At 73.3% G+C, this 13,583-nt stretch carries 11 protein-coding genes and 2 tRNA genes; 7 read left to right on the forward strand and 6 right to left on the reverse strand.

Annotation, left to right across the window (positions count from 1 at the left end; genetic code table 11):
• Window positions 1-66 precede the first annotated feature (66 nt).
• Both V1260_RS13125 and V1260_RS13130 read right to left on the reverse strand, forming a co-directional pair.
• Complete coding sequence (locus tag V1260_RS13125; RefSeq protein ID WP_329747275.1) at window positions 67-2,613, reverse strand: glycoside hydrolase family 65 protein; 2,547 nt, start codon at window positions 2,611-2,613, stop codon at window positions 67-69.
• Window positions 2,610-3,380: an HAD family hydrolase gene (locus V1260_RS13130; protein ID WP_442878159.1), complete on the reverse strand. Its 771-nt coding sequence runs from the start codon at window positions 3,378-3,380 to the stop codon at window positions 2,610-2,612. The genes V1260_RS13125 and V1260_RS13130 overlap by 4 nt, the downstream gene beginning before the upstream one ends.
• A gap of 108 nt (window positions 3,381-3,488) precedes the next feature.
• Here V1260_RS13130 and V1260_RS13135 point away from each other — a divergent pair, with 108 nt between their 5' ends.
• The gene (locus tag V1260_RS13135; RefSeq protein ID WP_329747276.1) at window positions 3,489-4,169 is read left to right on the forward strand and encodes an SRPBCC domain-containing protein; all 681 of its coding nucleotides are present in this window, start codon (window positions 3,489-3,491) and stop codon (window positions 4,167-4,169) included.
• A gap of 76 nt (window positions 4,170-4,245) precedes the next feature.
• On the forward strand, window positions 4,246-5,577 hold the full coding sequence (locus V1260_RS13140; protein WP_329747277.1) for an MFS transporter: 1,332 nt from the start codon (window positions 4,246-4,248) through the stop codon (window positions 5,575-5,577).
• A gap of 89 nt (window positions 5,578-5,666) precedes the next feature.
• On the opposite strand, the gene V1260_RS13145 is transcribed toward V1260_RS13140, so the two are convergent.
• Entirely contained in the window at window positions 5,667-6,218 is a 552-nt protein-coding gene (locus tag V1260_RS13145; RefSeq protein WP_329747278.1) for a CarD family transcriptional regulator, read from the reverse strand.
• Between the two features lie 255 nt (window positions 6,219-6,473).
• Here V1260_RS13145 and V1260_RS13150 point away from each other — a divergent pair, with 255 nt between their 5' ends.
• The 3 genes from V1260_RS13150 to V1260_RS13160 are packed head-to-tail and all read left to right on the forward strand — an operon-like array spanning window position 6,474 to window position 9,426.
• Entirely contained in the window at window positions 6,474-7,127 is a 654-nt protein-coding gene (locus V1260_RS13150; protein WP_329747279.1) for an ABC transporter ATP-binding protein, read from the forward strand.
• Window positions 7,124-8,668: a hypothetical protein gene (locus tag V1260_RS13155; RefSeq protein WP_329747280.1), complete on the forward strand. Its 1,545-nt coding sequence runs from the start codon at window positions 7,124-7,126 to the stop codon at window positions 8,666-8,668. Before V1260_RS13150 ends, V1260_RS13155 begins: the two co-directional genes overlap by 4 nt.
• A gap of 59 nt (window positions 8,669-8,727) precedes the next feature.
• Window positions 8,728-9,426 (forward strand): class I SAM-dependent methyltransferase, encoded by a 699-nt coding sequence (locus tag V1260_RS13160; RefSeq protein WP_329747281.1) that lies wholly within the window; start codon window positions 8,728-8,730, stop codon window positions 9,424-9,426.
• Window positions 9,427-9,460: 34 nt separating this feature from the next.
• On the opposite strand, the gene V1260_RS13165 is transcribed toward V1260_RS13160, so the two are convergent.
• Both V1260_RS13165 and V1260_RS13170 read right to left on the reverse strand, forming a co-directional pair.
• Window positions 9,461-10,669: an aminotransferase-like domain-containing protein gene (locus V1260_RS13165; RefSeq protein ID WP_329747282.1), complete on the reverse strand. Its 1,209-nt coding sequence runs from the start codon at window positions 10,667-10,669 to the stop codon at window positions 9,461-9,463.
• Between the two features lie 313 nt (window positions 10,670-10,982).
• Window positions 10,983-11,056: transfer RNA gene (locus tag V1260_RS13170), tRNA-Gly, on the reverse strand.
• A 138-nt stretch (window positions 11,057-11,194) separates the two neighbouring features.
• On the opposite strand from V1260_RS13170, the gene V1260_RS13175 reads away from it, so the two are divergent.
• Window positions 11,195-11,268 (forward strand) — tRNA-Pro (locus V1260_RS13175).
• 86 nt (window positions 11,269-11,354) lie between these two features.
• The gene (tig, locus tag V1260_RS13180) at window positions 11,355-12,704 is read left to right on the forward strand and encodes a trigger factor (RefSeq protein WP_329747283.1); all 1,350 of its coding nucleotides are present in this window, start codon (window positions 11,355-11,357) and stop codon (window positions 12,702-12,704) included.
• A 106-nt stretch (window positions 12,705-12,810) separates the two neighbouring features.
• On the opposite strand, the gene V1260_RS13185 is transcribed toward tig, so the two are convergent.
• The gene (locus V1260_RS13185; protein ID WP_329747284.1) at window positions 12,811-13,413 is read right to left on the reverse strand and encodes a dihydrofolate reductase family protein; all 603 of its coding nucleotides are present in this window, start codon (window positions 13,411-13,413) and stop codon (window positions 12,811-12,813) included.
• Window positions 13,414-13,583 lie beyond the last annotated feature (170 nt).

Consider the following 13,583-nt stretch of genomic DNA (forward strand, 5'->3'; position numbering starts at 1 on the left):
GACGGATCGGGAGCCTATTGCATCAGGGGCCCTCGAGCCGGGACCTGCCCGCTGCTCCCCGGGAGGTCAGGGACTCTCGAGCAGGTCGTCGGGATCGGTGGGGACCGGGTACTCCCACGGCTCGTCGGGATCCTTGGGGACGAAGGAGGTGACGATGCTGCCGTCGGCCCGCTGATCGCCCAGGCCGCGCGGGGAGGAGAGCACCGCGTCGTCGAGCACCGGACCCTGGTCGGCGAGCGGGACCGCCCGGCCCGCGGCGGTGACCCGGACCTCCTCGCTGCGCACCGTGACCTCGATCTCCGGACCCTCCTCGAGGGTGAAGGAGATCTCCTCGCGCACCAGGCGGACGGTGAAGCGGGACCCGCGCACGGTGAGCGGGAAGCTCAGCTCGGGCCAGTCCACCGGCAGACGCGGGTCGAAGGAGATCCGGCCCTCGTCGTGCCGCATGCCCGCGAAGCCGTGCACGAGGGCGTTCCACACCCCGCCGGCCGAGGCGATGTGCACGCCGTCGGCGGTGTTGTGGTGGAGGTCGCCGAGGTCCACGAAGAGACCCGCGCGGAAGTAGTCCAGTGCGGCCTTCTGATGGCCCACCTCGGCCGCCATGATCGACTGCACGACGGCGGAGAGCGAGGAGTCGCCGGTGGTGATCGGGTCGTAGTACTCGAAGTCGGCGCGCTTCTCCTCGGCGGTGAACTCGCTGCCGCGCAGGAACAGGGCGAGCACCACATCGGCCTGCTTGAGCACCTGGAAGCGGTAGATCACCAGCGGGTGGTAGTGCAGCAGCAGCGGGAAGGCCTCGTCGGGCGTCGCCGAGAGGTCCCAGACCTCGCGCTCGAGGAAGCGGTCCTCCTGCAGGTGGATGCCGAGGGACTCGTCCTTGGCGATGAGCATGCCGTCGGCGCAGGCCTCCCACTGCTCGAGCTCGAGGTCGTCGAGCTCCAGCTCGACGCGGAGCTCCTCGTGCGCCGCCGGATCGGCCTGCTGCAGATCGCGCACCGCGGCGGCGGCCCGGCGCAGGTTGTATCGGGCCATCACGTTGGTGAACATGTTGTTGTTGACCACGGTGGTGTATTCATCGGGCCCGGTCACGCCGTGGACGTGGAAGGCGGCGTCGCCGTCGGCCGTGACCCGCCAGAACCCGAGATCCGACCACAGCCGCGCGGTCTCCACGAGCACCCGCACGCCGTCACGGCGCTGGAACTCGAGGTCCCCGGTCACGTCGGCGTACTGCGCGAAGGCGTAGGCGACGTCCGCATCGATGTGGTACTGCGCCGTGCCCGCCGCGTAGTAGGCGGAGGCCTCGTCCCCGTTGATGGTGCGCCAGGGGAACAGGGCCCCGCGCTGGTTCAGCTCCCGGGCGCGCTCCCGCGCCTTGGGCAGCAGGTTCACGCGGAAGCGCAGCGCGTTGCGGGCCCAGCGCGGCGCGGTGAAGGTGAGGAAGGGGACGACGTAGATCTCGGTGTCCCAGAAGTAGTGGCCCTCGTAGCCGGATCCGGTGAGGCCCTTCGCGGGGATGCCCCACTGGTCGGAGCGGGCCGCGGCCTGGGCGAGCTGGAAGAGGCACCAGCGGGTGGCCTGCTGCTCGACGGGGCGGCCGGGGAGGCGCACGTCGGAGCGGGTCCAGAAGTCCGCGAGATAGCGGCGCTGGTCCTCGAGCTGGACCGCGTGCCCCGCTTCGCGCACCCGGTCCAGGGTGCGACGGCAGCGGTCGAAGAGTTCCCGGTGGGGGACCGACCGGGAGGAGTGATAGGCGACCGCCTTGCGCACGACGAGGCTCTGCCCCGCCTCGAGATGGGCGCGCGAGATGTGCCGGCCCTGGTCCGGGGTGGTGTCCACCAGCTGCTGCACCTCGGCCTCGGACTCGACCTGGTGATCGGCGCCGACGCCGAGGGTCATCCCCGACTGCGCCACCCGATAGCCGAGCAGCATCCGCCGCTCGCTGTGCCAGTCCTGCTGCGGCTCGAGCACCCGGTGCGTGAAGGCGGTGGTCTGACGGGGATCGTGCTTGTCCGTCACGGGACCGGGCCCGCCGCGGGAGCCGAAGTCGTCGGCGAAGTCCGTTCGGTTGATGATCTGCGAGGAGATCGCGATCGGCGCCGCGCCGTCGAGCATCGTCACGCGCATCTCCATCAGTGCGAGGTGGCGCTGGGTGAAGGAGACCATGCGCGAGGTCTCGACCTTCACCCGCTTCCCCGCGGGAGTGCGCCAGATCAGCGCGCGGCGCAGCACCCCCTCGCGGAAGTCGATCCAGCGCTCGTACTCCTCGAGGTCCGCGATCGAGAGCAGCAGCGGCTCGTCGTCGACGTACAGCTTCATCACCGTCGAGTCGGGGACCGGGATCATCGTCTGCCCGGTGCGGGCAAAGCCGAAGGCGGATTCCGCGTGCTGGATCGGCCAGGTCTCGTGGAAGCCGTTGAGGAAGGTGCCGTGGCTGTGCACGTCGCGGCCCTCGGAGGGCGTACCGCGCATGCCCAGGTAGCCGTTCGCGGTGGCGAACAGCGTCTCCATCAGGCCCAGGTCGCCCCCGGGCCGGGACTCCACCAGCCGCCACTCGTCCAGCGGCAGCCGCGTGCGGTCGACGGGGTCGGCGGGGATGGTGCGCAGACGGGTCATGCCAGCTCCTCCAGGTCGGCGACGACGAGGGTCGCGCCCGCGGCGGAGAGCGCCGCGGCGCCGGCGCCGCGGTCCACGCCGATCACCGCGCCGAAGGCGCCGTCGGCCCCGGCGCGCACCCCGGAGACGGCGTCCTCGTAGACGACCGCGTCGGCCGGCTCGACGCCCAGCAGACGGGCCGCGTGCACGAAGGTGTCCGGGGCGGGCTTGCCGGGCAGCCCCTCCCGGGCCGCGACGTTCCCGTCGACCACGTGCTCGAAACGATCGCGCAGACCCGCGCCGCGCAGCACCTCCTCGGCATTGCGGCTCGAGGAGACGATCGCGAGACGCGCCCCCTCCGGCAGCGCGTCGAGATAGGCGACGGTGCCCGGGTAGGGGGCGACGCCTTCGGCCCGCAGCAGCTCGAGGACCTGGTCGTTCTTGCGGTTGCCGAGGCCCTTGACGGTCTCCTCGCCCGGCGCCTGGTCCGCGGGATCGGTGTCCTCCCCGAGGGGCAGCTCGATCCCGCGCGAGGCGAGGAAGGAGGCGACGCCGTCGTAGCGGGGCTTGCCGTCGACGAAGGCGAAGTAGTCCGCGTCGGTGTACGGCTCGGCGACGCCGCGGGAGGCGAGGAAGTCCGAGAACATTCGGGCCCAGGCCCGCATGTGCACCTCGGCGGTAGGGGTGATCACGCCGTCGAGGTCGAAGAGATGGGCGCGGAAGCCCGTGCGGACGTGCGACGGGTCCAGGGACGGGGAGCGGTCTGCATCAGGGGTCACGCCCGCCATGCTACGGCCCGTCCCGTGCCCTCCCCGGGGAGGGAGATCGATGGCCCCGCGGCGGAGGGTCGGCTAGTCTGCTCGCGTCCGTGCCCGCGCGAGCGCCGGTGCGGAGCCATGACGAACCCCTCCGAGGAGAAGATGGCTGTCACGGAGTCGCTGCCCGTGGTCGACGCGGTGCGCCGCGAACTCGAGATCGACGAGCAGGTCCTGGACGGGCGCCCCCGCGTGCGCGCGGTGCTCACCCTCACCACCCACCTGTCCCGCTCCCCGGCCCAGCTGTGGCCGCTGCTGACCGATCCTGCCCGCCTCGCGCGCTGGTTCGGCCCGGTCGACGGCGAGCTGGTCGAGGGGGGAACCTTCCGCGGCCCGCGCGGCGCCCGGGGGAGGATCGAGACGGTCGAGGCCCCGCACCGTCTCTCCCTCGTCTGGGAACGGGAGGGGGCGGCGGACCCGCTGCTGATCCGGCTGGACCCCGAGGACGACGGCACCACCGCGCTGTCGCTGCGCCACACCACGCTGCTGGACCGGCAGGACTTCGCGCGCGGCGGTCCCGGCCTCGCCGCCATGGACTGGGAGATCGCGCTGCTCGCGCTCGCCGCCGAGACCGACGGCTGGCGCGACACCTGCCAGCAGGAGGTCCCGGTGCCCACCGCCGACTGGCTCGACGGTCCGGACGGTGCCGGCCTGGTGCGCGCCTGGTCGGTGCGCTGGGCGGCTCAGGCGCTCGCCGCGGGGGTCGACGAGGAGACGGTGCGGCGGGGCGAGAACGCGACGGTGCACGCCTTCGAGGGGTGAGCGGGGCTCCGCCCGGCGCGTGTCCGCAGGGCGGAGGTCTTTGCCCGGGCTCATGAACTCCTGGCAGACTCGGCAGGTGACCCCACCCGTGCCCCGCCCACGCTCCGGGGACGGTCGCACCGCCGCGCAGGTCATCCGCTCCCTCGCCCCGTCCATCTACGCGCCGAGCTTCCTCGAGTTCGCCGGGATGGCCGCGCTCATGCCGATGGTCCCGCTGCTCGCGCTCGACCTCGGGTTCAGCCAGTCGTCCGCCGCGGCGCTCACGGTCATCTTCGGGATCGCCGCCTTCGCGGGGCCGATCCCGGCGGGCCGGGTCCTCACGCTGCTCGGGGCGCGCCTCGCCCTGGTGGGCACCGGCGCGCTGATGATCCTCGCGAGCCTCGTGGCCTTCGCGGTGATCGAGCCGGGTGCCGCCGCGGAGCCGGCCCGTCACCAGCAGCTCGTCCTCGTCGGCCTCCTGGTCGTGATCGCCGCCTGCTCGCAGGTCTGGCACCTGGGACGGCAGTCCTATCTCGGCACCGCCCTGCCGCCCACGATGCGCGCCCGCGGAATGACGCTCTACGGGGGCACGATCCGCCTCGGCGAGGTCGTCGGGCCGCTGCTCGGGGCGGTGGTGATCGCGATGATCTCCTCGACCGCGGTCTTCGTGCTCTTCGCGGTGATGGTCGGCGCCGCGACGGTGATGATCACCGTCTTCCTGCCGCCGGGGGAGACCCGTGCCGCGGTCCCGCCGCGCCCCCGGAGGGGCATGCGCAGCGAGGCCCGGATCCGGCTCGACCGGGCCGTGCTGGGCCGCATGATCGCCGTCGGCGCCGGCATCACCCCGGTGATGATGGCGCGTGTGAACCGGCCCGTGATCGTGCCGCTCCTCGGCGCCCACCTGGGGCTGGACCCCGCGTGGATCTCGCTCGTGTTCGGGGTGAGCGCCGCCCTCGAGATACTCCTGGTGCTCCCCGCGGGGACGCTCATGGACCGCTTCGGGCGGGCCGCCGTGGCCGTTCCCTGCGCCCTGCTGATGGGAGCGGGCTTCGTGCTCCTGGCGGTGCTGGGCACGACGCTCGACGGCCACGGACGCACCGCGGCGCTGATCGCCCTGCTCGTGCCGAGCCTGCTCATCGCGCTCGGCAACGGCATGGGGTCGGGCATCGTCATGACCCTCGGGGTCGACGTCACCCCGGTGCACGGTCGCACCGGCTACCTCGCGTGGTGGAACACGATGCTCGGCGCCGGGCGGCTGGTCGCCCCGCTGCTGGTCACGGGGGTGACGCTGGTCGCGCCGGTGGCCGTCGCCGGGGCGGTCACCGGCGGACTGTGCCTCGTCGGCGGCTCGTGGCTGCTGCGGGCCCTGCCCCGGTACACCCCGGCCGGGACCGGGCGCCGGGGCCGGGGCGGCGCGACCGCCCGCTGACCTCGGGCCGCGCAAGGGCGGGTGCGGACGGGCGCGGACGGGCGCGGACGGGACGGCGACGGTGCCGTTCCGCCGGAGCGGCGGACTGGTCAGGCGGCGCTGGGTCCCTCGCCGGCCGCGACGGCGGCCGCGGCGAGGTCGAGCATCTGCTGGGTGGTCTCCTCGCGGCTCGAGTCGCGGGCGATCGCGATCTCCACGGCGAGCGGCTCCACGGCTTGCTTGAGCAGGTTCTTCTCGGCGAGGCTGGAGGGGTTGCCCCCGCTGTCGCCGTAGATCTCGCGGACGACCTCAATGCGGTCGGTGAGCCGGCCGGTCTGCAACTGCATCGTGAGGGTCTTGATGCGATGGGCCCAGGAGGCCTTCTTCTCGGGGGCGACGATCGGTGCGGCGAGCTGCTCGAGCAGCGCCACGATCTCCTCCTCGCCGAGCAGCTCGCGCAGCCCCACGACGTCCTTGCCATCGGCGGGCACGGAGATCGCCATCTCGCCGTCGACCACCGAGAGGTCCACGTACTCCCGATCCTCGCCGCGCACCGTCCGGGTGCGGCGGGCGACGATGCGCACCGGGCCGTGCACCGGGTGGCTCAGCAGAGAGCCGATGGCGGGAACGGACGAAGGGGCGGGGGTGGCGGCGACGGACACGGGTGTTGACCTCCTGGAAGGGCGCGGGATGCCGCGGATCGGAGCCGTCCTGCTCGGGGCGAGCGGGCGGCGCGCCGAAGGCGACTCGGACCAGTTTCTCACGGTTCTGACAGAAAGGCCAGGTCATGACGTCTCCAGGGGAGGGATCTCACGGTCTTGGCGTCCTCCGCGAGGCCGGCTCGACCCTCTCGGAGCGCCGAGATCTCGACCAACGGCGGAGGGCGCGGCGCGACGGGATGCGCTGTGATGGGGCGCATGGTCGCCGCCCCCGCCTCCCCGCTCGTCGTCTTCGACCGGGTCGGGGTCCTGCGGGACGACAGCGTGCTGCTGCTCGAGGCGAGCGGGAGCGTCGGTGCCGGGGAGGTGCTCGCGATCACCGGGGCCAACGGCAGCGGGAAGACGACTCTGCTGAGGGTGCTCTCCGGCGCACTCCCCCCGACCTCGGGTCGGGTGCGCGTGGCGGGTCGGCGGCCCGACGACCGCGACCGCGCCTTCCGCACCGCAGTCGCCGCACTCCTCGGACCGGCGCAGACCGCCCGCGATCTCACGGTCCTCGAGCACCTCCAGTTCGTCGGCGCGACCTGGGGTGACCGGGCGGCCGAGGCGCTGGAGAAGGGACGGCGACTGCTCGAGGAGCTGCGGATCCTCCCGCTCGCCGACCGCTTCCCGCACGAGCTCTCGAGCGGCCAGTCCCAGCTCGTCTCCCTCGCCCTGACCCTCGCGCGTCCCAGCTCGGTCCTCCTGCTGGACGAGCCCGAGCAGCGGCTGGACCCGGAGCGGGTGGGCCTCGTCGTCGAGGCCCTGCGGGCGCGGGCCGCGGCCGGGGCCGCGATCGTGCTCGCTAGCCACAGCCCGCAGTTGGTCGAGCAGCTGGCCGATCAGCGGCTCGCGCTCGAGGAGCCCTGGTGAGCGCGTCCCTCGGCCCCGTCCGCGAGGTCTGGGCGCACCGGTCCCGGGCGCGCAGCCGCGGTGACCGGGCGTACCTGCTGTATCTCGTGGCGATGACCGCGCTGGTGGTGGGGGTGCCGCTGCTGCTCTCGACGGGGCGGGCCCTGGCCCGGCCCGACGTGCTGCCCCTGCTCCTGGGGGAGGGGGCGCTGCCCGCGGCCCGGGTACTCGCGCTCGCCCTCGGGGCGGCGCTCGTCCTCGCGGGCGGGGTGCGCGGACCGGCGCTGCTGCCACCGTTCTTCGTCGCGACTCTCGCCTCCGGGCCCCTGCCGCGGGGCCTCGGGCTGCGTCGCCCCCTCGCCCGGGCGCTGCTGCTGCCCGTGCTCGCCGCGGTGATCCCGGCCCTGCTCGTCGGGGCGACGCTGCTCCCCGCGGTCGGCCTCGACACCCCCGCGGCGACACTGCTGGTCCTCACCGGCCTGGGCACGGGTCTGCTGTGGGGCACCGCCTGGTGCGTCGGTCAGCTGCTGCGGCCGACGGGGAGGCGGCTGCTCGCCCTGGCCCTGGGCGTCGCCGCGGTGGTCGGTCTCCTCGGGCTTCCCGGGGGTGTGCCGGAGCTGCTCGCCGGGCCGACAGGCAATCCCGGATCCGCGGCCGACGCCGGGACGTCCTGGCGGAGCCCGTCGGCCACGGTGACGGCGGCGCTGGTGGCGGCGGGAGGGCTCGGCGTGGCGACCTGCTTCGCGTTCCTCGACAGGCTGCGCGGCGACGAGCTCGCGGCGCAGGCGGCGCGCTGGGAGATCGCGGCCACGACCGCGACCACCCTCGACCTGGCGGCGACGGCCGGCGCCTTCCGCTCCGTGCCGTCGGGGGCCAGGAGAGCTCCCGCGATCGGCCCCGGTCCGCTGCCGCTGCTCTATGCGCGACGGGACGCGGTCGCGTGGCTGCGCACCCCCGACCGCTGCGCGAGCGGGGTCGTGGGCGCCCTGCTCGGTGCGGCCGCGATCGCCGGGACGACCGGGCTCACGGGCCCGGTGGCCTGGGTCGTGCTGCTGCTCGGCACGCTGCTGCTGCTCGGGGTGGCGGGCGCCTTCGTCGACGGGATCCGGCACGCCGTGCACACCCTCGGCGCCCCGCCGCTCCTCGGCCAGCGGGCAGGGACCCAGATGGTTCTCCACGCGGTGGCACCGCTGGTGCTCCTCCTCGTGCTCGCGGCCCTGGGCGGTCTCGCGGTCACCGCGGCGGGCGGAGCCTCCGGGCCCGCAGCGGTGCTGCTCCCGGTCGGGACCGCCGTCGTCGTCCTCGCCTCACGGGCGTGGGATGCGGCGAAGGGGACGATGCCGCTCTCGCTCGCGACCCCGATCCCGACCCCGCAGGGCGACCTGTCGGTGCTGGTGATGCTCGCCTGGCAGGCCGACGCGGTGATCGTGCCGCTGCTCGCGGCCGCCCTGCTGCTGGCCGTGCTGCCGCTCGGGCAGCTCGCGGTGCTCGGCGTCGCCGCCGCGCTCGCCGCTCTGCTCGGGCTGCTGACCGCACGGCGCCTGCGAGCGCTGGAGAGCTAGGAGCCGGAGATCCTGCAGAACCTCGACAATCCGCAGACCACGACGACAGGAGACGCACCGTGGACGTCCGCACCACACCGAACCCGCTGGTCCGTGCGGCCGGGCGCCTGCTGCACCGGCTGAACTCCCGCCACCCCTGGGACCACAACGCCCACTTCCACCGCTGGATCCTGCGCTCCCTGCCCGTGGGGGCGACCCGTGCCCTCGACGTGGGCTGCGGCCGCGGCGAGCTGGTCCGGGCCCTCGCCGGGGCCGGCCTCGCCGTGGACGGCATCGACCCCGATCAGGAGATGGCGTACGTCGCCGCGCAGCGCTGCCGTGACCTCCCCGCGGTGGCCATCCGCCGTCGGACCCTCGACGAGCACGCGGACGAGATGCTCGCGAGGCACCCGGAGGGTGCCTATGACGCGATCACCTTGATCGCCTCCCTGCATCACCTGGAACTCGAGCCCGCGATCTCCCGCCTCCGCGCGTTGCTGCGCCCGGGCGGGAGTCTCCTCGTCGTGACCCTCACCGTGCCGCGCACCGCGGCCGACACCCTGTGGGACATCGGGAACGCGCTGACGAACCCGCTGATCGGACTCGTCAAGCATCCGCGACCGGTGCGGGATCCGGTGCCGGGGCCGAGAATCCCGCTGCGGGACCCCGCCTGGTCCCACGGGGAGCTCCGCGAGCGCGTCCGGTCGGTGCTGCCCGGCACGGAACTGCGTCGGCGAGAGGGGTTCCGGTCGACGCTGCGCTGGCGGAAGCCGGCCTGAGGTCGGCGTGAAGCCGGCCGGACGCCGGACCGCGTCAGGCGCGGTGCGCGGCGATGACCTCGCCGAGGCGGCCGATCGCGTCCTCGATCACGGCGGGGGCATGGGTGACGAAGCTCAGCCGCATCGTCGAGTGGTCGGGATGGTCGGCGAAGAAGGACCAGCCGGGGAGATAGGCGACCCCGGCCTCGACGGCATCCTCGAGCATGGACTGGGCGTCGTAGCCCTCGCCGAGTGCCGCCCACAGGAACATGCCGCCGTCGGGGTGGGTGACATGCGCACCCTCGGGGAGGACCGGGGCGATCGCGCGCGCCATCGCGTCGCGCCGCTCGCGGTACACCTCGCTCACCGTCGCGATGTGCGCCTCGAGGTCCGCCGTCTCCAGGTATCGGGCGACCATCAGCTGGTCCACCACGGAGGACTGCATCGAGATCGCGGCCTTCGCGACCGCGAGGGTGTCCCGCACGGGACCCTCCGCCCGCATCCAGCCGATCCGCACGCCCGGCGCCATCAGCTTGCTCATCGAGTTGAGCAGTATCGTCCGCTCGGCCATGCCGGGCAGCGCGGCGATCGGCGCCCAGGTGCTGCCGGTGAAGCTCAACGCGCCGTAGGGGTCGTCCTCGACCAGCGGCACGTCGGTGCGCAGCAGCACGTCGGCGACCGCCTGCCGGCGCCCGACGGGCATGGTCCGGCCGGTCGGGTTCTGGAAGGTGGGGATGAGGTACACCATCCGCGGATGATGCGTGCGGATCGCCTCCTCGAGCGCCTCGGGGATCACGCCATCGTCGTCGGTCGCGACGCCGATCATCCGGGCCCCGTGCACGGAGAACGCCTGGACCGCGGCCAGGTAGGTCGGGGACTCCACGAGCACCACGTCGCCCGGCTCGAGCAGCGCCTGCGCGACGACGAACAGCCCCTCCTGCGAGCCCGAGGTGATCCGGATCTGCGAGGCGTCGGTGGCGAGTTCGCGGGAGAGACGGCGCGCCGCCTGCTCGCGCAGCTCCCGCTCACCCTCGCTCACGCCGTACTGCAGGGCGCGCCTGCCCTGATGGGCGAGCACCCAGTCGTAGGCGGCCGTGACCGCCCGGAGGTCGAACAGCTCCGGGTCCGGGATCCCGCCGGCGAAGGAGACCACGTCCTCGCGGGCGGCGAGGGCGAAGATGTCCTTGAGCGGGGAGGACTCCATGCCCGCATAGCGGGGGGCGATCGGGAAGCGGTACGGCGCGGCGGACGGGGACGAGGTCATCGCTCCATCGTGTCACGCGCGGGGGACGACGCCGGGCAGCGGCGCCGTGAGATCCGTCCGCGCAGCCGCCCGGCCTGAGCCTGGCGGCCCCGAGCCGCTGCGGGGAGACTGAGGGGATGGACGATACCGGGGACGACACGACGGTCCGGCGCCTGCGCGCCGCGTCGTGCTGCGGGCGTTGCGCGAGGGACTGCTGGGGTGAGCCGGCGCGGCCTGCTGCGGGGGGCACCGCGGGGGTGGGCCGCGGGGGGTGAGGAGTGCCGAACGAGGACGGGCCGCGGCTCCCTGTCCAGGGAGGCCGCGGCCCGTGCAGTGGAGCGGGCGACGGGAATCGAACCCGCGTAATCAGTTTGGAAGACTGAGGCTCTACCATTGAGCTACGCCCGCATGACCGGACCATTGAACCAGATCAGCGGCCGAGGAGCACCTTCGCTGTGCGCCGCGCGACATGCATCTCCTCACAGGGGCGTCGAACGCATCCGATGGGAGGGCGGGCGAGCGGGTAGCATTCCCTGGGTTGCCCTCCGGGGTGTAGCTCAGCTTGGTAGAGCACCCGCTTTGGGAGCGGGAAGTCGCAGGTTCAAATCCTGTCACCCCGACTCCGCTGCCGGTCGCCACCGCGCGCGAGCCCCGGGCATCCGTGACAGCAGTCCACCGATCCACGATCCACAGGGAGACCTGACCAGTGAAGACCGAGTCCGAGAAGCTCAGCCCCACCCGGGTGAAGCTCACCGTCGAGGTGCCCTTCGACGAGCTGAAGCCCGCCGTCGAGGCCGCCACCGCCAAGATCGCCGACCAGGTGCAGATCCCCGGCTTCCGCAAGGGCAAGGTCCCCTCCACGCTCGTCGAGCAGCGCTTCGGCCGCCCCGCGATCATGCAGGAGGCCGTCAACGACGCCCTCCCGGACTTCTACCAGAAGGCCGCCGCCGAGGCCGAGCTCAAGCCCGTCGGCCGCCCCGAGGTCGAGGTCAACGAGGTCCCGGGCCTGGACGGCACCGAGACCGGCAGCCTGATCTTCACCGTCGAGCAGGACGTCCGCCCCGACATCGAGCTGCCCGATCTGTCGACCCTCGAGGTCGAGATCGAGGAGCCCGCGGTCGACGACGACGCCGTCGAGGTGCGCCTGACCGAGCTGCGCGAGCGCTTCGGCACCCTTGTGGGCGTGGATCGCCCCGCCGAGGATCGCGACTTCGTCTCCCTCGACATGGTCGCGACCATCGAGGACGAGGAGATCGAGACCGTCGAGGGCGTCTCCTACCAGATCGGCGAGGGCAACATGCTCGAGGGCCTCGACGAGGCGCTCATCGGCCTCTCGGCCGGCGAGGACACCACCTTCACCTCGACGCTCGCCGGTGGCGAGCGCGCGGGCGAGGAGGCGACCATCAAGGTCACCGCCCAGTCCGTCAAGGTGCGCGAGCTGCCCGAGGCAGACGACGAGTTCGCCGAGATGGCCTCCGAGTTCGACACCATCGACGAGCTCAAGGAAGACCTGAAGACCCAGGCCGAGGCCGACGCCGCGGGCAACCGCGTGGCCCTGGCCCGCAACGCCCTCCTCGAGAAGCTCCTCGAGGAACTCGAGATCCCGGTGCCCGAGCAGCTGGTCGAGGACGAGGTCCTCACCCACCTGCAGAACGAGGGCAAGGAGGCGGGCGACCCGCACGGCGAGGAGATCCGCGAGGACACCGTCAAGGCGATCCGCGCCCAGTTCCTGCTCGACGAGCTCAACGCCACCCGCGAGGTGCAGGTCGGCCAGAACGACCTGATGAACTACATGGGTCAGCTCTCCCAGCAGTACGGCATCGAGCCGAACCAGCTGCTGCAGATGCTCGCCCAGTCCGGTCAGCTCGAGCAGATCTTCGGCGAGGTGCAGCGCTCCAAGGCCCTCGACGTCGCGCTGCGCGAGGTGACCGTCAAGAACGCCTCCGGCGACGTGCTCGACCTCGGGCTCGAGGCCGAGGAGGAGGCCGCGGCCGAGGAGTCCGACGAGGACGAGGCCCCGGCCGAGGCCGACGAGGCCGCCGACTCCGAGAAGTGAGTCCTTTCCCGTCCGCGGACGGGCACTGACGGGCCGTCCTCCCTCCGGGGAGGGCGGCCCGTCCGTCTGTGCGGGCAAGAGTCCGAGCGGACGGGGACCGTGCCGCTCAGCGGCCGCGCGGTCGGTAGAGGCGCCCGCAGGTCTCGGGATCGGTGCCGATCGTGCCGGCCGCCTCCCAGCGCACCCGTCGGCCGCCCGGCACGTCGAAGATCCGCACCCCGTCGCCCAGGAAGATCGGCACGGTCCATACCTGCAGCTCGTCGACGAGATCGTGCTCGAGGGCCTGCCGGGCGATGTCGGCGCTGATGATCTGGACGTCGAGGGGCCCCGCGATCTCCCGGGCCCGGGAGATCGCCTCGCGGACGTCCAGGTTGAGGGCGATCACCGAGGGATCCGCGGCGAGCTCCTCGGGGCGGTGGGTCAGGATGATCTCCGTGCCGGACCAGGCCCCGCCGTAGGCCTCCGCCGTCAGCTCGTCCCGCTCGCCCGCCTGCTCGCGGGCCGCGTCGTAGCCGCGCCGTCCGGAGATGATCACGCCGACGGCTGCCGCGAGTCCGGCGAGCTCCGCCTCGTCGGCCGCCTGCCGCTCGGCCGCACTCTCGGCCCCGCCGGGCGCCGCGGGGGTGTCGGAGAGGAAGCTCATGTCGTGGCCGGGGCCCGCGATGAACCCGTCGAGCGAGGCGGTGAAGCCGTAGGCGACCTTGCCCATGTCTGCTCCTGGTGCGCTCGGGATGGCCGGACCCGCGGTGGCGGGGTGGCGGACCCTCGGGTCCTTCAGCCTGCGCTCGGGGCCCCGAGGAGGTCAAGGACCCCGCCCGGGATGCGGGACGGGGACGAGTCCCCCCGGGGGGGGTGTAGACGTGGCGGCTAGGAAGGGGG

The organism is Brachybacterium sp. J144, assembly GCF_036321705.1.
Taxonomy (GTDB): domain Bacteria; phylum Actinomycetota; class Actinomycetes; order Actinomycetales; family Dermabacteraceae; genus Brachybacterium.

What these genes read in the sequence shown, in the direction of transcription:
- V1260_RS13125 (WP_329747275.1), bottom strand. Translation starts at nt 2,613, where the DNA reads ATGACCCGTCTGCGCACCATCCCCGCCGACCCCGTCGACCGCACGCGG.
- V1260_RS13130 (WP_442878159.1), bottom strand. Translation starts at nt 3,380, where the DNA reads ATGGCGGGCGTGACCCCTGATGCAGACCGCTCCCCGTCCCTGGACCCG.
- V1260_RS13135 (WP_329747276.1), top strand. Translation starts at nt 3,489, where the DNA reads ATGACGAACCCCTCCGAGGAGAAGATGGCTGTCACGGAGTCGCTGCCC.
- V1260_RS13150 (WP_329747279.1), top strand. Translation starts at nt 6,474, where the DNA reads ATGGTCGCCGCCCCCGCCTCCCCGCTCGTCGTCTTCGACCGGGTCGGG.
- V1260_RS13165 (WP_329747282.1), bottom strand. Translation starts at nt 10,669, where the DNA reads ATGACCTCGTCCCCGTCCGCCGCGCCGTACCGCTTCCCGATCGCCCCC.
- V1260_RS13185 (WP_329747284.1), bottom strand. Translation starts at nt 13,413, where the DNA reads ATGGGCAAGGTCGCCTACGGCTTCACCGCCTCGCTCGACGGGTTCATC.